19 protein-coding genes and 1 pseudogene are annotated in these 24,290 nt (G+C 72.5%); 12 read left to right on the top strand and 8 right to left on the bottom strand.

The annotated features are described in order from the left end of the window. Window positions 1-217: 217 nt before the first annotated feature. From Asi02nite_RS36985 to Asi02nite_RS36975, 3 genes are all read left to right on the top strand, one after another. Window positions 218-1,318: a right-handed parallel beta-helix repeat-containing protein gene (locus tag Asi02nite_RS36985; protein WP_203718710.1), complete on the top strand. Its 1,101-nt coding sequence runs from the start codon at window positions 218-220 to the stop codon at window positions 1,316-1,318. Between the two features lie 34 nt (window positions 1,319-1,352). After that, window positions 1,353-1,988, top strand: coding sequence for an alpha/beta hydrolase (locus tag Asi02nite_RS36980; RefSeq protein WP_203718709.1), 636 nt, complete (start codon window positions 1,353-1,355; stop codon window positions 1,986-1,988). Between the two features lie 188 nt (window positions 1,989-2,176). Beyond that, entirely contained in the window at window positions 2,177-4,726 is a 2,550-nt protein-coding gene (locus tag Asi02nite_RS36975) for an ATP-binding protein (RefSeq protein WP_203718708.1), read from the top strand. Window positions 4,727-4,740: 14 nt separating this feature from the next. Here the strand turns inward: Asi02nite_RS36975 and Asi02nite_RS36970 are convergent, their stop codons facing one another. Beyond that, entirely contained in the window at window positions 4,741-5,352 is a 612-nt protein-coding gene (locus Asi02nite_RS36970; protein ID WP_203718707.1) for an MBL fold metallo-hydrolase, read from the bottom strand. A gap of 250 nt (window positions 5,353-5,602) precedes the next feature. On the opposite strand from Asi02nite_RS36970, the pseudogene Asi02nite_RS36965 reads away from it, so the two are divergent. Continuing rightward, window positions 5,603-7,249 (top strand): annotated as a pseudogene (locus Asi02nite_RS36965) (1-deoxy-D-xylulose-5-phosphate synthase); the annotation flags it as partial. On the opposite strand, the gene Asi02nite_RS36960 reads toward Asi02nite_RS36965, so the two are convergent. Next, window positions 7,246-8,280, bottom strand: coding sequence for a hypothetical protein (locus Asi02nite_RS36960; RefSeq protein WP_203718705.1), 1,035 nt, complete (start codon window positions 8,278-8,280; stop codon window positions 7,246-7,248). The pseudogene Asi02nite_RS36965 and the gene Asi02nite_RS36960 overlap by 4 nt on opposite strands. A gap of 87 nt (window positions 8,281-8,367) precedes the next feature. Here Asi02nite_RS36960 and Asi02nite_RS36955 point away from each other — a divergent pair, with 87 nt between their 5' ends. Both Asi02nite_RS36955 and Asi02nite_RS36950 read left to right on the top strand, forming a co-directional pair. Beyond that, window positions 8,368-9,453 carry a sensor histidine kinase gene (locus Asi02nite_RS36955; protein WP_203718704.1) on the top strand — a complete coding sequence of 362 codons (1,086 nt, stop codon included), beginning with the start codon at window positions 8,368-8,370 and terminating at the stop codon, window positions 9,451-9,453. Further along, window positions 9,450-10,115: a response regulator gene (locus Asi02nite_RS36950; RefSeq protein ID WP_203718703.1), complete on the top strand. Its 666-nt coding sequence runs from the start codon at window positions 9,450-9,452 to the stop codon at window positions 10,113-10,115. The genes Asi02nite_RS36955 and Asi02nite_RS36950 overlap by 4 nt, the downstream gene beginning before the upstream one ends. Before the next feature lie 15 nt (window positions 10,116-10,130). On the opposite strand, the gene Asi02nite_RS36945 is transcribed toward Asi02nite_RS36950, so the two are convergent. Next, window positions 10,131-11,456, bottom strand: a complete 1,326-nt coding sequence (locus Asi02nite_RS36945; protein WP_203718702.1) for an MFS transporter — start codon at window positions 11,454-11,456, stop codon at window positions 10,131-10,133. Next, on the bottom strand, window positions 11,453-11,899 hold the full coding sequence (locus Asi02nite_RS36940; protein WP_203718701.1) for a DUF3592 domain-containing protein: 447 nt from the start codon (window positions 11,897-11,899) through the stop codon (window positions 11,453-11,455). The genes Asi02nite_RS36945 and Asi02nite_RS36940 overlap by 4 nt, the downstream gene beginning before the upstream one ends. Window positions 11,900-12,016: 117 nt before the next feature. On the opposite strand from Asi02nite_RS36940, the gene Asi02nite_RS36935 reads away from it, so the two are divergent. The 3 genes from Asi02nite_RS36935 to Asi02nite_RS36925 are packed head-to-tail and all read left to right on the top strand — an operon-like array spanning window position 12,017 to window position 14,222. Further along, complete coding sequence (locus tag Asi02nite_RS36935) at window positions 12,017-12,718, top strand: hypothetical protein (RefSeq protein ID WP_203718700.1); 702 nt, start codon at window positions 12,017-12,019, stop codon at window positions 12,716-12,718. Next, on the top strand, window positions 12,715-13,062 hold the full coding sequence (locus tag Asi02nite_RS36930; protein WP_203718699.1) for a transcriptional regulator: 348 nt from the start codon (window positions 12,715-12,717) through the stop codon (window positions 13,060-13,062). The genes Asi02nite_RS36935 and Asi02nite_RS36930 overlap by 4 nt, the downstream gene beginning before the upstream one ends. Further along, window positions 13,059-14,222 (top strand): alpha/beta hydrolase family protein, encoded by a 1,164-nt coding sequence (locus Asi02nite_RS36925; protein WP_203718698.1) that lies wholly within the window; start codon window positions 13,059-13,061, stop codon window positions 14,220-14,222. The genes Asi02nite_RS36930 and Asi02nite_RS36925 overlap by 4 nt, the downstream gene beginning before the upstream one ends. A 144-nt stretch (window positions 14,223-14,366) precedes the next feature. On the opposite strand, the gene Asi02nite_RS36920 is transcribed toward Asi02nite_RS36925, so the two are convergent. Beyond that, on the bottom strand, window positions 14,367-17,798 hold the full coding sequence (locus Asi02nite_RS36920; protein ID WP_239127550.1) for a ThuA domain-containing protein: 3,432 nt from the start codon (window positions 17,796-17,798) through the stop codon (window positions 14,367-14,369). Between the two features lie 145 nt (window positions 17,799-17,943). Continuing rightward, window positions 17,944-18,597 carry a TspO-related membrane protein gene (locus tag Asi02nite_RS36915; RefSeq protein ID WP_203718696.1) on the bottom strand — a complete coding sequence of 218 codons (654 nt, stop codon included), beginning with the start codon at window positions 18,595-18,597 and terminating at the stop codon, window positions 17,944-17,946. Between the two features lie 113 nt (window positions 18,598-18,710). Here Asi02nite_RS36915 and Asi02nite_RS36910 point away from each other — a divergent pair, with 113 nt between their 5' ends. Continuing rightward, window positions 18,711-19,154 carry a MarR family winged helix-turn-helix transcriptional regulator gene (locus Asi02nite_RS36910; RefSeq protein ID WP_203718695.1) on the top strand — a complete coding sequence of 148 codons (444 nt, stop codon included), beginning with the start codon at window positions 18,711-18,713 and terminating at the stop codon, window positions 19,152-19,154. Between the two features lie 66 nt (window positions 19,155-19,220). Here Asi02nite_RS36910 and Asi02nite_RS36905 read toward each other — a convergent pair whose 3' ends face one another. Both Asi02nite_RS36905 and Asi02nite_RS36900 read right to left on the bottom strand, forming a co-directional pair. Then, complete coding sequence (locus tag Asi02nite_RS36905) at window positions 19,221-19,829, bottom strand: class F sortase (protein WP_203718711.1); 609 nt, start codon at window positions 19,827-19,829, stop codon at window positions 19,221-19,223. Window positions 19,830-19,876: 47 nt separating this feature from the next. Next, a complete protein-coding gene (locus Asi02nite_RS36900; RefSeq protein WP_203718694.1) occupies window positions 19,877-20,701 on the bottom strand; it encodes a DUF4397 domain-containing protein in 825 nt (274 codons plus the stop codon). A gap of 163 nt (window positions 20,702-20,864) precedes the next feature. On the opposite strand from Asi02nite_RS36900, the gene Asi02nite_RS36895 reads away from it, so the two are divergent. Continuing rightward, window positions 20,865-22,883 carry an ATP-binding protein gene (locus Asi02nite_RS36895; RefSeq protein WP_203718693.1) on the top strand — a complete coding sequence of 673 codons (2,019 nt, stop codon included), beginning with the start codon at window positions 20,865-20,867 and terminating at the stop codon, window positions 22,881-22,883. Window positions 22,884-22,956: 73 nt separating this feature from the next. Further along, window positions 22,957-24,290, top strand: a 1,334-nt coding sequence (locus Asi02nite_RS36890; protein WP_203718692.1) for a M64 family metallopeptidase, incomplete at its 3' end; no start/stop codon positions are given.

The following is a 24,290-nucleotide window of genomic DNA, read 5'->3' as shown; positions in this document are numbered from 1 at the left end:
CCTCGACCACACGTTCATCTTCGGCCACGGCGCCTCTGGTGACGTCGCGTTCCCGGGCGACTGGAACAACGACGGCGTCGACACCCCGGGCGTACGACGGCCAGGCAACAACACCGTCTACCTCCGCAACGCCAACAACGGCGGCGGCGTCGACGAACAGTTCATCTACGGCATCTGACCCCCGCGGACGGCCCCCATACGGAAGGTGAAGCGGACCATGGTCGACATTCGTTCCACGCCCGACTCCGGTGGGGGCCGTGCGGGGGTCCCCAGCCGGCGCGCGTTGCTCCGCGGCAGCGGCCTGGCGGCGGCCGGCCTCGCCGGTGTCGCCACCACCACGATGCTCGACCCGACGGCCGCCCACGCCGCCCCCGTAGGCCCGTGGGAGTACGTCGCGCCGGGCGCGAGCATCCAGTCCGCCATCTCGAGTGGCGCCAAGGCGATCCAGCTCGGCGCGGGTCGCTACACCATCACCACGCCGATCGCCCCCACACCGGGCTGCACGATCCGCGGCGTCGGCCAGCGGACCGAGATCCTCGCCGGCGCCGCGATGGCGTCGATGATCGAGATCGGCGGTGGCAACCCGGTCGACGGCGTGTACATCGGAGACCTCGTGCTGGACTGTGCCTCCAAAGCCACCAACGGCATCGACCTGAACATCGTCGGCACCACCGGCAACTACAAGGGCGAGCCGGACTCGATGTGCCGGCTGGACAACCTGTGGGTGTACAACCCCGTACTCGACGGCATCGTCTACCGCGGCAGCGACACCCAGGCGACGTCGACAAGCCGCGTCCGCGTCCGCGGCGCCGGGCAGTACGGGTTCCATGTCAACGCCCCCGACAACTGGTGGACGGCCTGTGAGGCCACCACCCGGGCATCCACCGGGGCCAACGCCGGCTTCTACATCGGCGCCAACGCGGCGAACAACTTCTTCCAGGCGTGCAAGGCCTGGTACGTCCGCGGCTACGGCTGGCACGTCAGGTCCACCCGCAACAAGTTCGTCGGCTGCGAGGCCCAGGACACCAAAGCCCACGGCTGGTACGTCGAGTGGGACCGGAACACCTTCGTCGGCTGCGTCGCCGACACCGCCGGCATGTACGACGTGTCCGGCACGCCGAACACCGCCGACGGGTTCTACCTCGCGCCCGGCCTGGAGACGGCACTGGTCGGCTGCCAGGCGTTCGACCGCCGGCCCGGCGGCCACGCCGCGCAGCAGCGGTACGGCTTCAACGTCCCGGCCGGCATGGTCAGCAGCGGCCGCCTCGCCGCCCCCACCGGCTGGGACAACACCAGCGGCCTGATCAACCAGCGTTGACCCCGACGCGGCCCGCCCATGAGACTCGCTCGGTATGACCGTGACGACGACTGTGGTGGTGCTGCACTCGAAATACAGCGACCCCGACGAGTACGAGGCGATCTTCGGTCCGCTGGTGGCCGACCTGCCGGCTCGGCTCGTGCTTCCGCGGGCACCGTTCGCCGCGCGTGACGGCTACTCGTGGTTCCCGTCGGCTTCCGGCGCCGCGCACGCGAACCTGGTGTCGGCGGGGTGTGACCGCCTGGCCGTCGACGTCGCCGGTGCGGGTCCGCTGGTCGTGACGGGCGCGTCGCAAGGCGGCGACCTGGCGTTCGCGCTCGCCCTGCGCCACCCAGGGCTGGTGACGGCGGCGCTGCCGATGCTGGGTCTGTGCCCGCCGTCGCTCTGGCCGACCGCCGCCGATCGCTGCCCGCCGATACACGCCTTCCACGGCGAGGCGGATCCCATCGTCGCGATCGACGACGCCCGCCGGGTGGCCGACGGACTCGGACGACGGGGTGCCCGGATCTCCTTGCACACCTACCCGGGACTCGGCCACGACTTCTCCGCGGCGATGCTGGCCGACTGGCGCACGACCGTCACCGACGTGGTCACGGCCGCGGGCCGGGGGGAAGCCGGCAATGCTCCACCGGACCGACGGAGCCGGCGGACCGCGCCTGGTCGCGGGTAGCCAACTCCCTCCCATCCGTGGGGGAGCGGAGTCCCCCACCTTGGGGAGGCAGGGTTCACCTGCGCGCACGATCCTGGTGGACGTCGCATCGAAGGGACGCATGGTGACCGCGGTCCCGCCGCCGACGCAGGGCATTGACGAAGATCATCGGGTAATCTGTCGGCGCAGACGATCACGGGAGTCGGGTCTTGAATGACGGGTTCGCCGCACAGCTTCGTCGTCACCGTCTCGGCCTTCGCCTCACCCAGGAGGCCCTGGCGGAACGCGCCGGCATCAGCTCACGTTCCGTGGGTGAGATGGAGCGCGGTGGCGGACGCGGGCCACAGCCGCGCACCCTCGAACAACTCGCCGCCGCCCTGGATCTCACCGACGATGACCGTGCCCCCTTCGTCGAGGCCGGCCGGGCACTGTTCTGGCGCAATCGTGGCACGGCCGCCGCGGAAACAGCTGTTCCGGGTTGGCACCTGCCGCCCGACGTCTCGGATTTCGTCGGCCGGGAGGAGGAGTTGGCACTGCTCGCGGCGATGCTTCGCCCTTCGCGGGGAAAGGGGCGTACAGCCGCGCTGTCGGGTCCTCCAGGCGTCGGGAAAAGCGCGCTCGCCACTCATATCGGTCACCTTCTGTCGGCGCGGTTCCCGGACGGACAGCTGTACGCGGTCCTCGGTGGAGAGGACCGTTCGCCCGCCGATCCCGCGGACGTGCTGGCCCTGCTGTTGAGGATGCTCGGCGTGGACGGCTCCGCCCTCCCGGCGAGCATCGCGGACCGAGCGGCGCTGTTCCGCAGCCGGGTCGCGGCCCGGCGCATGCTGCTGATCCTCGACGACGCGGCCGGCCATCGACAGGTGGAGCCGCTGTTGCCGCCCGAGGGTGTCGCGACCATCATCACCAGCCGGTTGCGCCTGACCGGGCTGTCCGGTGCGGTGACCGTCGATCTGCGACCGCTGTCGCACGGCGACTCGATCGAGCTGCTGCGGCAGGTGGCGGGTACGAGCCGCGTGCAGGCCGAGCAACAGGCGGCTGACGCGCTCGTGGCCGCCTGCGGAGGCCTCCCGCTGGCCGTCCGGGTCGTCGCCGCGCGTCTTGCCGCACGGCCTCACTGGACGTTGCGTCACCTCGGCGATCGGCTGGCCGACGAACGGGGTCGGCTCGACGAGCTGCGCCACGGCGACCTGTCGGTACGACCGACGTTGCAGGTGACCTACCGGGCCCTGAGTCCCACGGCGGCGCGGGCGTTCGCGCTGCTCGGCGCCCTCTGCGCCGTCGGGATCCGGACCGTTCCGGAGTGGACCGTCGCCGCCCTCCTCGACCGCGGCGCGGCGGACGCGTCCGCCGCCGTCGAGGAGCTGCTCGACGCGCGGCTGCTCGAATCGGCCGGCCTGGACCAGGTCGGTGCGCAACGGTACGGGTTCCACGAGATCACCCGCCTGTACGCGCTGGAACGGCGGGAGGCGGAGATCAGCGACGCCGACTGGGCTGCCGCCTTCGTCCGCGCTGCCGCCGGGTGGCTCGGCCTTGCCCGCCTCGCGCGTGCGGGCCTGCAGTGTGAGCGGTTCCACCTGGACGACGCGACTGCCGCGGGTGGCGACGTCGACCCGACGGCGGCCACGACAGCCGGCTCACACGCCGTGGAATGGTTCGAGTCCGAACGCGACAGTCTCATCGCGCTCGTCGGGGCCTGCCGGACGGCCCGCCGGGCCGACCTCGCGCGCGGGCTGGCTGCCTGTACGGCCGAGTTCTTCGAGCTGCGCGGCTACTACGACGACTGGCAGCGGACCATGCGCGCGGCCCTGGACGCTTCCCGCGACGCCGGTGACCGCCGCGCCGAAGCGGCGATGCTGCGCGGGCTGGGCACCTGCCTGGTGGAATGTGACCAGCGTGACGAGGCGGAGTCGAGCCTGCGCGCCGCGCGAGAGCTCGCCGAAGCGGTCGGCGACGCCGCGGGTATGGCCATGGCCGGCAAGGACCTCGGTTATCTGCTCGGCCTCTCCGGGCGGCTCGACGAGGCGGAGGACGAGCTGCGGGCAGCGGTCGACGACCTGGATCGGGCCGGTCGCATCCCGGTCAAGGCCCTCGCCATGACCCATCTGGCCTGGGTGCTTCGAGAGCGCGGGGCCGCGGCGGAAGCGATCGAAACGGCCCGCTCGGCGCTGATGACCGCACGTCGCGCCGCCGACAGATTCGCATTGGCTTACGCGTCGCGCGGCCTGGCCGGTGCGCTGCTCGCCGCCGGCCGCAGCAGCGCGGCCGAGCGGGCCGCCCGCCGCGCCGTCAGGCTTTTCGAGCAGATCGATGATCCGATCGGGGCGGCCCAGAGCCTGCGTACTCAAGGGGAGGCGTTGGCCAGTGACGCCACCCGCCTGCTCGAGGCGGAGCAGACCTTCATGGCTGCCGCGGAGATCTTCCGCGCTCGCGGTCACAGCTGGGGCCTCACCCTCGCCGAGCTGAGCCTGGGCGAGGCGCAGGCCCGCCTCGGCCGCCCCGGCGCGGACATTCGCCTTCGCGAGGTGCTGCGGTTCTGGACAGCCGAGGACGTGCCGGCGATGCGTGCGCGGACCCTGGTCGCGCTCGCCCAGGTCGCCGAACAAGCCGGCGATCCCTCAGCGGTGGTTCTCCGGACGGAAGCGTACGAGATCTACCGCCGATTGAACGCTCCGCAGGTGAAAGAGCTGGCGCGACAACTCGGGTGGGATGAGGAGCCGGCCGACGACGCGCTCCTGCCTCTCACCGGAGACTCCTGACGACGCCCCGTCGCTCAGCGGAGGTACGCGTCGATGAGGTGATGCAGGCGTTCCCGGTCGAAGCTGTGGTCGTGCCCGGGATGCGTCAGGCGTACGGGCAGCTCGCGAAGGCGGCGCAGCGAGTGCGCGTACACCTCCGGGTCGCTGCCGGGCAGCGAGTCGAGCAGGTCGTCGTCGTAGATGACGTCCCCGCTGAACAGCGTGCCGTCGTGTGCGTCGAACAGGGCGATGCTGCCCGGCGTGTGACCGGGCAGGTGCAGCACCGTCAGCCGCCGGTCGCCCAGGTCGAGGACGTCGCCGTCGTTCAGCAGGCGGGCGGGCGTCACAGGCCGCACCCGGAAGGTTCCGAGGTCGTAGTCCCCGTGCGGCCGGGCGGTCAGCAGCGCGGGCGGCAGGGCGTCCAAACCGAGCTGAGTGGCCAGGGTCGGGCCGTGCAGGGAGCCCGGCGCGGGCTTCTCGACGTGTTCGAGGGGGTGGGCCCAGACCTCGCCCAACTCGTGTGCGGAGCCCATGTGGTCGAGGTGTGCATGGGTGAGCACCAGCACGGGCTCGCGGCCGAACCGTTCGCGCAGCAGCGGTGCGAGCGCGGTGACACCCAGTCCGCAGTCGACGAGCAGGTCGGTCACGACCGCGCAGATGCCACAGGTTGGCGCGCAGGAGGCTACGGACGTGCGGCTCCTCGATCAGGGTCGTGCGCTCGTCGATCACGGTGAAACGAAACCAGCGCGGAGCTACAGGCAGGTCGCCGACATGCGTGGGGACAGTCACCGACCGATGATGTCCTCAACGCGAACACCGTGCCTCCCCCGGAAAGGGGAGCCGTTCCCACCGCCGGGGGAGAGCCGCGCTCGGTGACTTTCCGAGGCCACGGTGCCGATAGAGCTCACGCTTGCGATGCATCGCGTCTTCGACAGTCCTCGCGACCGGTTCATCTTCGACACCGGGCACCAGTCCTACGTGCACAAGATGCTCACGGGCCGACAGGACGGGTTCGACCTCCTGAAGCAGCGCGGCGGGCTCACCGGATATCCGAGTCGGGCCGAAAGCCAGCACGACCTCGTCGAGAACTGTCACGCCTCCACCGCACTGTCCTATGCGGACGGCATGGCCAAGGCGTACGCCCTCCGCGGTGAGGCGCGGCATGTCGTGGCGCTGGTGGGAGACGGCGCGCACCTCGCGTCGCTGCGGCTCAACCCCGGTTACGAGATGGTGCTGGAGCTCACCAGGGAGGCCTTGGAAAAGACTCCTCTGGTCGGCCGGGCGCTCTTCGACACCCTGCACGCGGTGAAGAAGGGCATCAAGGACGCGGTCGCACCGCAGGCGATGTTCGAGGATCTCGGGATCAAGTACGTCGGGCCGGTCGACGGGCACGACGTGGCGGCGTTGGAGTCGGCGCTCACCCGGGCGAAGGGCCACGGGGCGCCGGTCATCGTGCACGCGGTGACGCGCAAGGGATACGGCTACGCGCCGGCCGAGCAGGACGAGGCTGACCGGCTGCACTCGCCGGGCGCCTTCGATCCCGCCACCGGAAAACCGCTCGCCGCCCACAGTCTCAAGTGGACGAGCGTGTTCGGCGACGAGCTGGTGGCGATCGCCGGGGTGCGGCCCGACGTCGTCGGCATCACGGCGGCCATGGCGGAGTCGACCGGGATCGACAGGCTCGCCACCGCCTATCCGGACCGGGCGTTCGACGTCGGCATCGCGGAGCAGCACGCGACGACGTCCGCCGCCGGGCTCGCGCTGGCCGGGCTGCACCCGGTGGTGGCGATCTACGCGACGTTCCTCAACCGCGCCTTCGACCAGGTGCTGCTGGATGTCGCACTGCACAAGCTGCCCGTGACGTTCGTGCTCGACCGGGCGGGCATCACCGGGCCGGACGGCCCGAGCCACTACGGCATCTGGGACATGTCCATCCTCGGCGTCGTGCCGGGCCTGCGGGTGGCGGCGCCCCGCGACGCCGAGACCCTGCGCACGGCCCTGCGCGAGGCGGTGGCGATCCACGACGGCCCGACGGTGGTGCGCTTCCCGACCGGGTCGGTCCCGGCCGCGCTGCCCGCGCTGCGCCGGGTGGGCGGCATCGACGTGCTCGCCGAGACAGCCGAGCGCAAGGACGTCCTGCTGGTCACGGTAGGGCCCTTCGCCCACGTCGGCGTGCAGGTCGCGGCGGAGCTGGCGAAGCGGGGATTCGGCGTGACCGTGGTGGACCCGCGCTGGGTCCGCCCCGCACCGGTCGAGCTGGTCGGACTCGCCGGCGCACACAAGCTGGTCGTGACCATCGAGGACGGCGTACGCGACGGTGGCATCGGGGACGCCGTCGCCAAGCTGCTGCGCGACCACGAGCTGGACATGCCCCTGCGCGACCTGGGCGTCCCGGCGCGGTGGATCGACCACGGCACGCGGGCCGAGATCCTCGCCGAGATCGGCCTGACAGCCGCCGACGTGACCAAGGACGTCCACAGTTGGATCCGGGCACTGTCGGTGCTGCCGGCGGAGCCGGGGCTGTCCAGCGTCAGCCGCGGCTAGCGCCACACCATCGACGGGCGGCGGCGCAGCCAGTAGCCGACGGTCGCTGCCGCCAGCAGCGGTCCCCACAACGGAAAGGGCATCAGCAGGACCAGCACGTAGTCACCGGTGACGACGGCCTGCTGCAGGATGGAGTGTCCCGCGATGGTGATCATCGCCGCGACCAGCAGTCCTGGTACCACCGCGGCGCCGACCGGGACCGGACGACCGCCCACGATCGGCAGCCAGGCCGGAAACGTCTCGCCGCGGGGGCGGATCAGGCCCAGCGTCAACCAGGTTCCGCCTTCGCCCGCCAGCGCCAGCGCGAGGCCGAAGATGCGCAGGCCCGGGTGCGCCGCGAGGGTTTCCGCTGACTCACCGATCGGCCACGGGGTGAGCCAGCTCAGGCGGGTCAGGGTGTACGGCAGCGGACACAGCGCCGCCGCCCAGGTCAGTGTCCGGCCCCACCTGGCCGCGACCACCGGCTCGGTCCACGAAGGACGGTTGACGCCGACCGTCCGTACCAGGCGGACGAGGGCGGCGGCCCACGCGGCCCCGACGGCGAACGATCCGAACACGAACAGCGGGCGCGTGCCGACCGGTTCCGCGTCGCGGGCGATGTACGACAGCCAGCCGAGCAGTGCCGCGAACGTCACCGCGAAGACGCCGACAGTGGGCAGCCGTGGCGCCAGCCGCTTCGCCACCAGCGCGACCAGCGCCGCCGGCACCGCCAGGGCCATCGCGTACGCGGTCAGGATCAGCAGTTGGATGTCAGGCACCAGCAGGCCCAGGACGATCGCGGCGACGGCGGCGAAGGCGGTCGCCCCGGGTCCGCGGCGGCGACCGGCTGCCACCACCACCCCGGCCACACCCAGGGTCAGCGCGAGCGCGATCGCCGCACCGCGGGGCACGTACGTCATCAGGGACAGTTCCGCGAAGCGGTCGTCCGGGCCGAACGGGTATCTCCCCGGGGCCACCCACCAGAGAACCCCGGCCGCCGTCACCAGCAGCGATCCGGCCAGCGCGGCAAGACGAGTCAATCGGTCGATCATGGTTTCAGCGTCCGTGGCGGGCCGCTGCGCCGGTATCTCCCGATCGGCAGATACCGGCGCGGCGACCGCGCTGGCTACGGTTAGGCCGTGGTGGTCGAACTGCTGTTCGCGGCGCCCCCGCTGGTGGCGTTGGCGGGGCAGGCCGTGCGGCGTTCGCGGCCCTCCGCGGCGGCCGGCGCCTGGACGGCCGCGGCGAGCACCCTGCTCGCCATGTTCCTGTGGTACGTCCAGGGCTCACCGCACGTCGTCGGCCTCTGGCCGTTGCTCGGCACCGCGGCTCTGGCGGGGCACGTCGTGGTCGTGTGCCGGCGATCCTCGCCGCGCACCGCCGTCACCGCGGCGTCGGTCACGGTCGTGGCCGGAAGCCTGCTCGCTCTGCCGATCACCGGCCCGGCGGTGGCGAGCTGGCGGGCCGGGCTCGCCGCGTGCGTGTTCTGGGCGCTGGCCGGCGTCGCGGGCGTCGGGTTCGGCCTCTACCTGCGCCAGCTCGACGCGACCCGGGTCCGGACCGTGCGGCAGGCGCGAAAGGAGCAACGGGTGCGGTTGGCCACGGATCTCCACGACTTCGTCGCCCACGACGTGAGCGCGATGGTCGTCCAGGTCCAGGCTGCCCGCATCCTGCTGCCCGTCGGCCAGGACCAGGTCGACGAGGTGCTCGAGCGCGTCGAGGCCGACGGTGTCCGCTCCTTGGCGGCCCTGGACCGGACGATGCGGCTGCTACGCGACGCCGAGGACGGCGGCCTCGACGAACCCCGCGCCGGCCAGCTGCCCGAACTGGTCGAGCGGTTCGCGCGTTCGTGGGCCGGTCCGGTGTGTCTGGACGCCGAGCCCGGCCTCGTGTCGGAACTGGCCGCACCGGTCGGGATCGTCGTCTACCGGGTGGTCCTCGAGGCGCTGACGAACGTGCGCCGGCATGCCCCGCGCGGCGCCGTCGTCGAGGTGCACCTGGGCCGAGATCAGGACGAGGTCGTGGTGAGCGTGCGCAACGAGCGCGGCGTCGATCCGTCGCCCGCCCGCGGGTCGCAACCGGATCGTCGCGGTGGCACCGGTCTGGCCGGGCTCACCCGGCGCGTCGAATCGCTCGGCGGCAGGCTCGTGTCCGGCCCGCTGGGCTCGACGGGCTGGCGGGTGCGCGCCGAGTTGCCCGCGGCGACACCGCCCGAGCGCGCATGAACACCGGCAGACGCGTACGCGTGCTGATCGCGGACGACCAGGAGACGGTCCGGTTCGGTTTCCGCACCATCCTGCGGGCCGCCGGGGACATCGACGTCGTCGGTGAGGCCGGGGACGGCGAGGAGGCCCTGCGACTGGCCGCGGCGCTACGCCCGGACGTGGTGGTCGCCGACATCCGGATGCCGCGCATGGACGGGCTGGAACTGACCCGACGACTGTGCGCGGCCGACGCGCCGTTCACCGCCCGGGTCGTCGTGGTCACGACGTACGACCTCGACGCGTACGTGCACACGGCCCTGCGGCACGGGGCCAGCGGCTTCCTGCTGAAGCACTCCGGCCCGGCCCTGCTCACCGAGGCGGTCCGCGCCGCGGTGGCCGGCGACGCCCTGATCAGCCCGGCGGTGACCGTGCGACTCCTGCGCGAGCTGTCCGCCGGGCGTCCCGGCCCTCCGCCCGCCCGGCCGCCGTTGAGTGACCGTGAGCTCGACATCGTGGCCCTGGTCGCCGAAGGCCTGACCAATCCCGAGATCGGCGCCCGCCTCTACATCACCCCTGGCACGGTCAAGACCCACCTGACCAGCATCCAACGCAAGCTCGGCGCCCGGAACCGGGTCGGCGTCGCCGCCTGGTCCTGGCAGCACCGCCTGGGCCGCCGCGGCTGATCACGTCCAGCGGCGTCAGTCGCCGAGGGGCAGGACGAGCAGGGTCGTGAGCACCGCTGCCGCGGCGACGGCGGCGCCGACGAGTTGGGTGGTGGCGTAGGCCGCGCCCGCGCTGAGCATCGTCAGGTAGACGGCGATCGAGACCGCGCCGCCGATGTGCGTGGTCGACTCGAACAGCGCCGACGCCATGCCGCGGTCCGCCGGCGCGGCGTCCCCGACACACTCGCGGGTCAGGGCGACGTAGATCGGGCCCGCGGTCAGACCCCACGCGGCCAGGCACACCACCAGCAGCCACAGGGCGGCGCCGGCGCTGACGGCCACCACGGCGAGGGCGACCGCACCGAGCAACAGGGCCGTCGTGACCACTGGGCGTGATCCGTACCGCCGGACCAGGACGCCCGCGACGGCCGCGCTGGCGAGGGCGCCCAGGAGCACCGGTGCGAGCACCAGGCCGGCCTGGGCGGCCGAGAGCCGGTAGGTGTCCTGCAGCAGCAGGCTTCCCACGACCACGACCGCCGCGTACGCCGCCGAATGGGCGCCGAACGCCAGGCAGCTGGCCACGAGGCGGCGGGACCGCACGACGGCCGGCTTGATCAGCGGGTACGGCACGCGCCGCTCCCACCACACGAGCGCGCCGATCATCAGCAGGCCGACGACGACCGTGGCGACGTCGACGGGGCGCGGCCCTACCTCACCGATCCGGCTGGCGCCGAAGATGACGGCGAGGAGCCCGCCAGTGGCCAGCACCGCGCCGACGAGGTCCAGCGGCTCCCGCCGGCTCGGCGGTCGGTCGGGCGGCAGCACGAGCAGCGCCGCGAGCGCGGCGAGGGCCGCCACCGGAGCGACGACGAGGAAGACCCAACGCCAGCCGAGGTACGAGGTGACGAGGCCGCCGCCGACCGCGCCCGCCACGCCCGCGGTGTTCGCCGCGGCCGCCACGATGGCGAAGACCCGGCTGCGCCACGGCTCGTCGGGGAAGAGCGTCGCGGCCGAGGCCAGCGTCGCCGGGATGGCGAACGCGGCGCCCACTCCCTGCATCACCCGCCCGAGCAACAGGGGAGCGAGGCCGGAGGCGACGCCGGAGAGCAGCAGGCCCGCCGCGGTCAGCGCGAGGCTCGCCGCGATCAGGCGACGGCGGCCCCAGAGGTCGCACACCCGTCCACCCAGGACGAGGAACCCGCCGATGCTCAGCGAGTAGAGCGTGATCACCCATTGCAGCCGCGCGGTCGAGAGGCCGAGCTCGGCACCGATGGCGGGCAACGCCGTCGCGACGGCGAGGCTGTCGAACAGGACGAGGAACATGGCGCCGGCGAGCACGAGCGCCGCCGGCCAGCTCCTCAACGGCGTGCCCGACGGTTGGCCCGGACGAGTGCGACCGTAGCCAGCGGCACCCCGATCGCGCCGGCGGCCGCCGTAGCGGCGAGCAGGTATGCCACGCGATGGTTCGGCGAGGTGCGGCGATCGGCCACCTCGGCATCCGGGTCCTGCGGGTCGTACACGATGGGGATCTCGTCACCGACGGCCGGCGCGGGACCCGGCGGTTCGTCCCCCTGACCGACCATCGTGCGCACCGACCGCCCGTCCGCCGCGGTGAACTCGACGTGGATGCGGCCCTTCTTCTCCGTGACCTGGACGACCCGGGCGCTGGCGTCCACGCCGCGGGTCCGCAGCGCCCGGTCGTTCTGCCAGACCGTCCAGGCGGCGACGGCGAAGCCGATGACGACGACGATGCCGAGGCCGGCGAACAGGGGCGCCGGCGGGCGACGGGTGCGCAACAGATCCATGCCGCTCTCCGTCTCCTGGACCGGGGGCCGGCAAACCCGTCGATGGTCACCCGCCGCTTTGACCGCGTCACAAATTAGGTACTAGCGCAGACAGGTTTGTAATGGAAACCTATCTGCATGACCACTGAATCGGTGTCCGCCGGGGACGACCCCCGCCGGCTGCTGTCCGACGTGCGCGCGCTCGCCCGCCGCGTACGCCTCGACCAGCGGGTGACCGCCGTCGCCCTGCTCGCCCTCGCCGCCGTCAGCCTCCTCGCGCTCCCCGTCGACTGGCTCTTCCTCAACGCCGACTGCGGTCGCGCGACCGTCGAGAGTGGCGCCGCCTGCCACATCCGCGGGTTCAGCCGCGGCTTCTACTGGCTGCCCGCGCTCCTGCTGGCCTACTCGGGGATCGCCGTGTACGCGGCCCGCGCCGCCCGGGCGCGCGGGCTCGGTGCCCGGGTGCTGCCGTACGTGCTCACCGGGGTGGCGCTGGCCGTCCTGTCCGCCGCCGCCTGGGTGTGGGCCTACTTCTACCTGGACCCGCCACCGGCCGAGCCGTTCGCCGACTGGGTGATGGTGCTGGACCGGCTGGTCGGCCCGGCCGGCACGATCGGGCTGGCGCTGCTGGTGCTGGCCTGGTTGGAGCGGCACGTCGCCCTGCTGGCGTACACCCTCGTCTATCTGGTCCTGGTCCTGGTGCCGCCGGCCGAGACGTTCCGGCTGCCGCCCGGCCTCCTCGGCGTCCACACGTACTTCCTGCTGCCGCACCTCATCAGCGGCGTCGCGCTGCTGCTCGGCGGGCTCGGCTTCGCGTTGGCCCGCCGGTGGCGGCGGTGACGGCCGAGGCCGGCGACCCACCCGCGCACCCGGTGACGGGCCTCGACGACGTCGTGCACCAACGGGTACGACTCGGCATCCTCACAATCGCCCACGAGGCGCGCCGGGTCGAGTTCGGCTACCTGCGTACGCAGTTGCAGCTCACCGCCGGCAACCTCTCGCAGCACCTCGGCGTGCTCGAGACGGCCGGGCTGGTCGAGGTCGAGAAGGGCTACGAGGGCAAGCGCGGCCGCACCTGGATCACCCTCACCGCAGCCGGCGACACCGCGCTCGCCGCGGAGATCGGGCGGCTGAAACAGGTCATCGCCCGCGTCGAGACCACCGACACCGAGGAGAACCGATGACGACCGCACTGACCCGACGAGGACTGCTCACGGCGGCGCTGGCGGCCGGGGTGCTCGCGCCGCTCGGCGGCGCCGCCCGGGCCGCGGCGGCCCCGGGGCTCACCCTGCCCCGACCCACCGGGCCGCACCGGATCGGCACCGTGGCGCTGCACCTCGTCGACCGGTCGCGCCTGGACCCGCTCGCGGGCCCGGGCCTTCACCGCGAGCTGATGGCCGCCGTCTGGTATCCGGCGTCCGCCGGCGGGCCGCGCTATCCGTTGACGCCGTGGATGGCCGACGCGCCGCTGCGCCTGTACCTCGAGGCGGGTGGTTTCGCCCCCGACGTGGCGAGCTCCCCGATGTCCAGCGGCCACTATGGAGCGCCGGTGCTGCGGAGCCGTGGACGGCTGCCCGTGGTCGTCTATTCCCACGGCAACAACAGCTGCCGCGCGGACAACACCATCCTGGTCCAGGAGCTCGCCAGCCACGGCTACGTGGTGGTCACCGTGGACCACACCTACGACGGCTACACCCAGTTCCCCGACGGTCGTCTCACGGTGCCGACCGAGGAGTCGTTCACACCGTGGGACTCCACACACGACATCCTGTTCGTCCTCGACCGCATCGCCGACCTGGCGGCCGGCCGCAACCCCGACGCCGCGCACCGTCCCCTGCCGGCGGGCCTCGGTGCGGCAATCGACCCCCGCAACATCGGCATGTTCGGCTGGTCGAAAGGCGCGACCGCGACGGCCCTGGTCATGGGCGAGGACCAACGGGTACGGGCCGGACTGAGCCTGGACGGCCCGATGCAGTCGCAGCCGCCGGTCACGGGCCTCGACCGGCCGTTCATGTTGATGACCGCGGAGTTCAACCGGACGGCCGAGGAGAGCGTCGAGGAGTTCTGGTCGCAGCTTCGCGGCTGGCGGCTCAACGTCCAGGCGGACGGCGCCCTCCACTCGGGTTACATGGACCACCAGTGGCTGATCGCACAGCTGGGGTCGATCACGGGGATGACCGAGGAGGAGCTCATCGGTCGGATCGGCACCCTCGACCCGATGCGCGCGGTCCGCATCCAGCAGGCGTACCCGCTCGCCTTCTTCGACCTGCACCTGCGCCACCGCAGGTCACGCCTGCTCGACGGACCCAGCCGCGCGTTCCCGGAGGTGCGCTTCATCGCCTGACGCGACAGGACACCGCTGCGCGGCCGAGGTCGTGTTCCCGCAGCCCGCGCATGATCGGCATCCGCATCGAGCCGCGATAGACCATGAACCTGGTGCCGTCCTGAACGTTGTGGCAGGCACCAGGTTCGTGGTCGGGGCGCCGGATCAGGTCACGGTGATCGTCAGGCTGCTCGAGTGGGTCGCGCCGGCGCTGTCGGTCAGGGTCAGCCAGGCCGTGTAGGTGCCCGGGCGCGGATAGACGTGGCTGGCCGTCGCGGCGTGGACCGACGGGGTGTTGTCGCCGAACCTCCACTCACGGTCCACGATCGTCCGGCCCGGCGGCGGTGTCGACGTGCTGGTGAGCGACACCGTCAGCGGTCGCGTGCCGGAACTGGGACTGGCGCTCACGCTCAGCGTCGCGCCCGTCTCGGCCTTGACGCCCCGGCCGTTGAAGCGCAACCAGTCCAGCGCCATGATGTCCGGGTCGCCGGTCTGGCCCGCCTTCACGAACCGCAGGTAGAGGGGGAACGTCCCGCCCGGGTTGGACAACGCGATCGACGGTGAGATCACGTTGTCGTACCCGCCGGTGCTGTTGATCGTCGCCGTGCCGATCAGCGTTCCGGTCGGCGAGCCGGCCCGGAACTCGATCGTGCCGCCGGTGCCGCCCGACGACGCGCCGACCGTCACGCCGCTGATGCCGGTCAGGTTGACCGGGCCCAGGTTGATCCAGTCGCCGTTGTCGAGGTCGCCGAGTCGCCGTCCGGCCTGGGCCGTGGGGCGGTCGAGGACGCTGACCCCCGACTGGGCGTCGAAGTGCTCGGCCTCCGTGCTGCGCGGCTGCAGCGCGATCTGGGTCGAGCCGGTCAGCGCGGGGATGCCGCCGGTCGCGCCGGCGTCGGTGTACTGCGCGCTGACCATCTGATACAGGTTGGCGCCCGGGCCGTGCCCGTCCCCGCCGCCCGCCTCTGTCACCAGCGTGCCCGCACAGCCGACGTAGTTGTCGAGCGGGTGCGCGTGCGAGTCGTGGCCGAGGAGCGTCTGCACGACGACCCGGCTGCAGTCGATCACCCCGTCCTCGGGATCGGAGACCGTCACCGTGTACGGGATCCGGTCGCCGAACTCGAAGAAGCCACCGTGGGGGATGTTGATCGTGACGGTCGGCCGGGTGTTGCCGACGGTGATCTCGGTGGTGGCGAGAGCGGTGAGCCCGCCCGCGCCGGTGACCGTGAGACGCGCGGTGTACCGGCCCCGCGTCGGATAGGTGAAGGTCGGGGTGGCGGCCGTCGAGTCGGTGCTGCCGTTGCCGTCGAAGTCCCAGGCGTAGCCCGTGGCACCGGTCGTGCCGGCGCTCGAGAACGTCACGGCCAGCGGGGCGGGGCCGGAGTCGCGGCTCGCGGTCATGACCGCGACCGGTGGCACGCCGTTGGCGACGTAGTCGATCCGGTAGATGCCCGCGCCCTCGTTGGTGCCGCCGCGCCCGCTGCCCGAGCCGGCGCCGAAGTCCATGACGTAGAGCGAGCCGTCCGGCCCGAACTCCGCTTCGAACGGCTGGATCCAGCTCATGCCGGTGAAGATCGTGTTGATCGACTGGAGCCCGCCGACGGTGGTCGGGCCGAACCGCGGGTCAGTGAACGTCTGCGCGGTCTGGTTGATCGACAGCGTCTTCCACCACTTGCGCGTCAGCTCGTACACGATCCATTTCTTCTCGAAGTATTCGGGGAACTTCGACAGGCGCGGGTTCGCGGGGTCGTAGTCGTAGACCGGGCCGCCCATCGGGCCGCCACCGCCGGTGCCCACCTCGGGGAATGCGGTCGAGGCGGAGTAGGCGTACCAGACCAGTGCCGGGCGCGCGGGCGGCAGGTTCGTCAGGCCGGTGTTGTTGGGCGAGTTGTTGACCAGCGCGGCGCAGTTGAAGAGCGGCCCGGACGTCGAGGTCGCGAAGTTGTAGTCGTTGAACGGGGTGTTGTTGCCGGTGCAGTACGGCCACCCGTAGTTGCCGGCGCTGGTGATGCGGTTGAACTCGACCGTCCCCTCTGGACCGCGGCCGGGGTTGGCCGCCGTCGCGTCGGGCCCGTAGTCGGCGACCAGCACCGCGTTGGTGTGCGGGTCGACGGTGATCCGGAACGGGTTCCGCAGCCCCATCGCGAAGATCTCGGCACGGGTACGGGCGGTCCCCGGCGCGAACAGGTTGCCCGAGGGCACGGTGTAGGTGCCGTCGGCCTGCGGCCGGATGCGCAGGATCTTGCCGCGCAGGTCGTTGGTGTTGCCGGCGGTGCCCTGCGCGTCGAAGGCCCGCCGCCCGGCCCGCTCGTCGATCGGGGCGTACCCGCCCGACTCGAACGGGTCGGTGTTGTCGCCGATCGCCGCGTACAGGTTGCCGTCCCCGCCCATCGCGATCGAGCCGCCCATGTGCGAGTTGGCCCGCGCTTCGCCGCGCAGCGTCGGGATCGTCAGCAGCCGCTTCTCCGAGCTGGGCGCGATCGTCGACCCGGTGACCGTGAACCGGGACAGGTTGAGCTGGTTGAGTGTCCGGTCCGACCACAGTAGATAGAGCCAGCTGTTGGTGGCGAAGTTGTTGTCGATGGCGAGCCCGAGCAACCCGTCGGACTGGCTGGTCTGCGCGGGGGTGTAGGCGAAGTCGATCAGCGTGGTCACCGCGAGCGTGCTCTGGTCGATCACCTTCACCGCGCCGGTCCGCTGGATGTAGAAGACCCGCCGGTCCGGTGCGACGGCCAACTCGAACGGGTCGGCGAGGTTCTGCGTCACGAGCGGCACCCGCTGGAACTTGCTGTTCTGGGTGGCGCTGCAGTCACCCGCGACCGCGCCGGCCGCCCACTCGATCCCGTAGCGCAGGTGGTCGAGGAAGTACGGCTCGCTGAACGACGAGATGCTGTGGCCGCCGGCGGTGAACCACGACCGGCCGCCGTCGTAGTTCTGGCACCACGAGTACGCGTGGTCTACGCCCTCGTCCAGGCCCGGAATGCCGTCGCGCACCTTGATCTGCGCGAGCGTGTGCACGCGTCCGGTCGGGTTGGTGCGCCAGTTGTACCACTCCTCGCTGCGCTCCCAGAGCTCCGGCAGGTTCTTCGTCGAGGGGTGCGCGCGGTCGAGCACCTTGACGCGCCCGGGGAAGACGCCACCGGTCGAGGAGAAATCAGGGTGTACGTCGAAGATGGTGCCGACCAGGCCGTCGTACCAGGTCCAGTCGCGCTCGCTCGCACTCGCCGCGTGGAGCCCGACCCAACCGCCGCCGCCCCGGACGAAGTTCTGCAGGGCGGTGCGCTGGGCGGCGTTGAGCAACGCGCCGGACGCCGGCGTCGAGTTGGTGTTGTTGAAGACCAGCGCGTCGAAGCGGGCCAGGCTCGCGTCGGTGAACGCGGCGGCGTCGGTGGTGGCCTCCACCTCGAAGTTGTGCGCGGCACCGAGTTGCTGCACGGCGGCGATCCCGGCCGGGATCGAGTCGTGGTAGAAGTTCGTCACCTTGGAGAACACCAGCACCCGGAACCGCGGGGCGGCGCTGGCGGGGGATGCCGGGCCGACGATCGCGGTGGTGACGGCGATCGCGAGGGCGGCGAGGAGGGCGAGGGCTCGGCGCACACCGGGACGACGGCGTGCGGACAGACGAGGACGGCGGCGACTCATGCGGGCGCTCCCGAGGCATGGGGACGGGTGGGGATAGCGCTGTGCGTTCGCCGACGCGCTCAGAGTAGGCGATCAATAGGCCGGAATCAATGGGATCCCGTCATCCACGTCGGACGCGGTCGCGCCGCAGCTTCGCCGCCGTGGTCGCGGCGAGGACGGTCGCGCCGAGAGCGTTGGCGAGTCGTGCGTAGGGCGGCCGTGCGGAGTTGAGGGCGTTCGTCGTCAGTGCCCAGCCGGCCGCGGCCGCGATCGCGACGTAGCCGCGGCGGCTGGTGGCGACGGCGGCGGCGAGGGCCGCGGACGCGCCGACCACGGCGCCCGCCTGGATCGCGCGCCGCCGGCGTGTCGGCAGGACCGCGAACACGTTGACCACCGACGCCACGCCGGTCCAGCCGAGCAGCAACCCGGTGCTGTGCGGCGCGACGCCGCCGCCGTGCTGGGCGCCGCGATGTGCCCGCGCCGCGAGTGTGGCCGCGACCGGCAGGATCGCCGCCGTGTACCGGAAGCGCCCGGACTGCGCGGCCACCGACCAGGCGGCGTTGGCGGCGTGTGCGCCGGCGAGCCACCATCCGTGCCGGCGATTGGCCGCACTGGTCGGGTCGGCGAGATGCTGGATCGTTCCGACGGCACTGGAGGCGAAGATCGGCGCCCAGACCGCGAACGCGTAGTCCGGCGGTGTGATGTCGGTGTCGTACTCCCGCGCGCCCTCCTCGGTGCCGGCCAGGAGCGGACCGAGCGTGGGGACAAGGATCATCGCGGCGGTCGACGCGCCGAGTGCGGCACAACGGAGCCTGTCATGCATACGCATGGTGCCCTGCCTCTCGGATCCTAAGTAGCTCGGATTCCGAGTCATATTATCATCAACGAATGCGGAACGACGATCTGCCGTGGGCGCTGCACCACGTCGCCGTCGCGGCGGCCGAGCTCGACGTGGTGCTGGGCCGGCGACTGCGGCTGAGCCCGGGCGACTACCTGGCGATGAAGCACCTGATGACCAGCGAGGAGGGCCTCGGCCCCGTCGAGCTCGGCGCGCTCGTCGGACTGTCGTCCGGAGCCGCGACGGGTCTCGTGGATCGCCTGGAGCGGGCCGGCCACGTCCGGCGCCGACGCCACCGGCACGACCGCCGTCGCCTGACGGTCGAGCCGACCGAGGAGGCCATCGAGCGCACGGAGAACACGCTGCGGCCGCTCGACGAGCGGCTGCGGGACGTGGCGGCGACCTATTCGGACGCCGAGCGCGCCGCCATCGTGCGGTTCCTGCACGAGATCGCCGAGGTGTACCGCACGTTCAGCTCCGACAAGTCCACATGAGACGCCGAGACGATACGACGACGTCGCCATTACGCCGGGGCCACCCCTGATCAGCGCCCCGGGCCTTCAGGTGCGGGGTTCCGCGGTGATGACCACGTTGTCGCGGTAGTGGCGGGTGCGTGGGTCGAACGGTCCTCCGCAGGTGATGAGCGTGAGGCGCACGGGACCCTCCCGCGAGAAGTACTTCTGCAGTGGAATCGCCGCCTTGCGGTAGCGCTCGCGGGCCGTCACGCGGAACGTGCGGCTCCGCCCGTCCGGGCCGGTGAGCGTGGCCACGTCGCCGGCTTCGAGAGAGCCCAGGCGGAAGAAGGCGCCCTCGCCTTCCGCGGCGCTGTCGACGTGCCCGGCGACGACGATCGAGCCGGCCGTCGCCGAGAGGCCCGGCCCGAACCGGTACCAGCCGACCTGGTCGACGCTCGGCGGCACCGCGAAGTCACCGGTATCCGGGTCGACGCCGACGGCTTTGACGGTCGCGTTCAGCTCCAAGGCCGGGATGGTGAGCCGCGTGGGTCCTTCGGCGGCCGCGGCGGAGGGGATCGTGCCGTCCTGGATGGATACCCGCGGGACCGCCGGGGCAGGCGCGGTCACGGTGGGCCGGCCGAAGTCCTCGGCCGGCACGGCCCGGCAGGCCGCCACTCCGGCCGTCCCGGCGAGGAGCGTGCCGAGTGCCAGCATGAGCAGGGCGCGCCTCGGCACAGGCCGGGGCGCGCCGTTCCGTCCGCTCACCGCCGGCCGGTCGCCAGGCGCACGAGGCCGAGCAGGGCCAGCAGGATGCCCGCACCGCCGACGCCGTACCAGGGCAGCGGCACACCTCGGTCGGCGCCGCCGCCGTCGCCGCTGGGCACGCCGCCCGGCGCCGAGTGCAGTCCCGTGATGCTCTGCGAGACCAGGTCCAGGGTCTCGTCTTCGGCGGACCCCACCGCGTACACGATGGTGGCCGTGCCCTCCTTCAGGTCGAGGTCCGCGGGGCCGAGGACCCGGGTCGACGTCCCGGCCAGCACCACGTCCGCGGACACCGTACCCGCGTCGATGTCTGCTTTGGACTCGTTCGGGTTCGTCAGGTCCTCGAAGACGGGCTCGCCTCCGGCGCGGACGTCGACCGCCGGCGCGGCCGCGGTGTGGCGCACGACGAGCCGGGCCTTGCCCGCGGCGAGTGTGGTGGTGTCGTTGGCGAACGGCGTCAGAGCGGGGTCGCCGGCGGCGCTGAGATGGGCGACGAGGCTGATGTTCGCGTCGCCGGGCACGTCGGCGTCGTCGACGGTCAGCAGCGCGTTGGCGAGGGCGTCGCCCGGCTTGGTGAGCGCGATGTCGTACTGCCCGGCCGGCAGGCTCAGTGGCCCGGCCACCTTGCCCGGTTGGAAGTCCGCGATGGTCTTGTCGCCGTTGACGTAGACGTCCACGGGTTGCCCGGGGATGCCGTGGACGACGAACACCTGCGAGTTCGCCCGGGCGAGAGCCGGGCCGGACAGGAACGCGCCGGCGGCACCGAACGCGATCAGGGCGACCGCGCCGACCGTGGCCGCGCGGCGAAGGTGCGGGATACGCATGAAACACCTCGAACAGATCGTCGTGAGTTCCGTACGCCCTGGTCTTCGTCGTAGCCGTCGCCCGTGGATGCGGTCCGGACAAGAAATTGCCGCCCGACGATGCCGGCAGGTGCGTCGGCTATGCGATTGCCGACCATCAAGATCCGTCGATACCGTCATGCGGGTGACCGCGGACCTGCGGCTGGTCGAGGCGGCCGTCCTGGACGGGCGGGTCGACGAGGCCCTGCGCCACGTCGCGGCGGTGCCGGCGGACGTGCCGCTGCGTCCGGCGGTGGCCTGGCGGCTCGGCCGCGCGCTGCATCTGCGGGGCGAGTTCGACGCCGCCGACGCGTGCTACGCGCGCGCCGTCCCGGCGTCCGGCTCGCCGGCCGACCAGGCGCAGGTGCTCGCCGGCCGCGCGGCGGTGCGCTGGGCGACCGGCGACCAGTCTCGGGCGCGGCGGCTGGCCGACGAGGCCGTCGGGGTCGCGGAGCGCGGCGGTGACGACTCCGCAGTGGCGGCGGCATACGTGGCCCGGGCGCTGGTCGCCTTCGGTGACGGCGACAGGGCCGGCAACGAGCATGCCTACGCCGTGGCCCTCGCCGCCGCCCGGCGCGCCGGCGACCTGGAGCAGCAGCTGCGGATCCGCTGCAATGTCGGCTCCCGCCTGGTGGAGGAGGGGCGCTACCGGGAGGCCGTCGAGGAGCTGGACGAGGCGGTGCGGCTCGGCGAGCGCACCGGGCATCCGACCCTCTGGGCGATGGCGCTGCACAACCGGGCGGAGGCGTGGCTCGGGCGCAGCCGGCTGACCCTGGCGCGGGCCGACGCCGACGCGGCCCTGTCGCTCTGGCAGCGGGCCAGTTCCCCGCTGGCGGCGTTCGGGCTGACGCTCACCGCCCGGGTGCATCGGGCCCGCGGCGCGATCCACCAGGCGGTGGCGGGCTATCAGGCCGCGTTGGCCGTGGCCGAGCCCGCCGGCAACGCCCAGGTGCTGGCCGAGGCGCACGCCGGGCTCGCCCGGATCGGTCACGCCGACGACCCGACCGCGGCGATGTGGCACCTGGAGCGGGCGTTGCCCGGCCCGGCCGTCGCAGAGCTCGCCGCCGGTTGGGTCGCGCTCTGCCGCGGCGACCGCGCAGCGGCCCGCCGGCACGCGGAGACCGTCCGCGTCGCGGCCGGCCGTAGGCGCGACGCCGCCGCCCTGGCCGAGTCCCTGGAGCTTGGCGCGTTGGCCGACCCGGCGCCCGGGCGCGCGGCCACCGGCCTGGTCGAGGCGGCGGGGATCTGGGCCGAGCTTGGCAACGAGTTCGCGCTGGCCGTCAACGCGGTGCTGCGGGCGCGGGTGGGCGGCGACCGGCTGGTCGAGGAGATCGCCCGGGAGCGGCTGCCGCACCTCGGCATGCAGGAGGGTGCCTGGCACATCGCCGGCCCGTTGGCGGCCATCGGGCCGCCGCCCGTCGCCGAGGTCGAGGTGCGGGCTCTGGACCACTTCGTGGTCCGGATCGCCGGCGAGCCCGTGCCCGCCGGCCGCTGGCAGTCGCGCAAGGGACGCGACCTGCTCAAGGTGCTGGCCGGGCAGCTCGGCCGGCCGGTCGCCCGGACCGCGCTGGCCACCGCGCTCTGGCCGGACGTGCCGGGGCCGGTCGCGCTGCGCCGCCTCTCGGTGCTCATCTCGACGGTCCGCGTCGTGCTCGACCCGGACCGGCGCCACCCGACCGACCGCTACCTGGTGACCGACGCGGCCACCGTGCGGACCAACCCGGAGCATGTCGCGCTGGACACCCTGCGGTTCTACGACGCGGCTCGCGCGGCGATCGCCGCGGACACCGCCGAGGCCGGCGACGAGCAGCTGCTGACGCGCCTGGAGGCGGTGGTCGACCTGTATCCCGGCGACCTGGGCGAGGCTCCGGAGGTCGCCGGGGACTGGATCGAACGGCCACGGGCCGTCCTCGCCGGGCTGCACCGCGAGGCGATGCGCCGGCTGGCGCGGCGGTGCCTGCGAGCGGGCCGGGCCGACGCGGCGATCGGCTGGTACCGGCGGCTGGCCGAGGAGGACCGCTACGACGAGCCCGCCCACATCGGCCTTGTCCGGGCACTGTCCCAGGCCGGTCGGCACGGCGAGGCGGCCCGGCACTACCGCGAGTACGTCACCCGGATGCGGGAGATCGACGTGCGCCCCGCGGCCTTCCCCGCTGCCGTCTGAACAATTCCCGAACGCTTCCCGAAGGACGCCGACCAGGCTGTCCGTGCCTGACATCGGCGGGACGGGTGAAGCCATGAAGCGACGGAAAAGCCTCGCGGTGCTCCTGTGCACGGCAATGGTGCTGACCACGCAGGCGGTCGTGACGCCGGCCTCCTGGGCCGCGACCACCGTCACCTTGCGGGTCGTCATCGAGCACGTCCAGCAGCAGGGCTGCACCGACAACTGGGACGGCTCGGACTTCTACTCGCGCATCACGATCGCGGGCCAGGACTTCGACTTCGGCGAGATCGAGGACGAGGACTCGATCTCGCCGAACTGGACGGCGGAGAAGTCCTTCGACCTGGACGCGACGTCGTCGGCGGCGGTCACGATCACCCTGGCCGAGTACGACGACGGGCTCAACTTCGACGACGACATCTGCGACATCTCGAGTGCCGACGGCACCGAGCTCGACCTCACCGTCACGCTCCTGCCGTGCTCCGTGTCCGGCGAGGTCGGCGGCGGGTGCGTGACGCCGATCGACACCGGCGGTAGCCAGGACGGGGACGGCAACGCGGACCTGAGGTTCCGGATCGAGGTCGACATGCCCGCCGCCACCGCCGGGTTGGCCGTGCGGTGCACCCACGCGCCGCTGTGGCCGCAGGTCGGTGACGACGTGACGATCACGATCGAGTCGCTCGACGGGACGGTGCAGGTCGGCGACACCATGCCGGAGCCGCCCCTGGTCGACCACAAGAAGGTCGCTGACAGCCTGCAGATCTGGGTCGACGACCAGACCGAGGCCGACCACGACGTCAGCAACAAGTCGACCACCACCTTCGTCGTCGAGGACATAGCACCGGGCGACCTGCTGTACGGCTGCGTCGTGAAAGCCGATGTCGACACGGTCTTCACCGGCTGGCGGCGTACCCGGGTCGGCACCCCCGCGGGCGGCTCGGCGGTCCCGGTCAGCTACACCGGCGACCGGGCCAACCGCGTCGACGTGGTCTTCGTCCCTGACGTGGACAGCTACAGCGGCGCCGACGACCCGAAGTTCCTCGCCGACGCGGCCGACGTGATCAAGGGCGCCTACTACGGCCAGGACTACTTCCTGGCCAACCAGCAGCGGTTCAACTTCTGGCTGGCGGACCAGGCCGGCGACGCCGACGAGGTCGCCGCGCCGACGAGGGAGGACCCGGCCAACACCGAGTGCGTGCTCACGCCACCCGCGAACTGGTCGTTCTACGCCTGGCGCGACGTCGGCGCGATCCTGCACACTGACGCGTTCCGCGACTGCGCCAACGCCGGTCTCTTCTCCACCGAGCCCACCTCGCTCGCCACGGCGTTGCACGAGACCGGCCACGTCCCGTTCGGCCTGGCCGACGAGTACTGCTGCGACGGCGGCTACTTCGAGAACCCGCCGTTCCC

Source organism: Asanoa siamensis (assembly GCF_016862555.1).
In the GTDB taxonomy this organism is placed as follows: Bacteria; Actinomycetota; Actinomycetes; order Mycobacteriales; family Micromonosporaceae; genus Asanoa; species Asanoa siamensis.
Note: the sequence above shows the minus strand (reverse complement) of the source record. Positions and strands in the feature narration are given on the sequence as shown.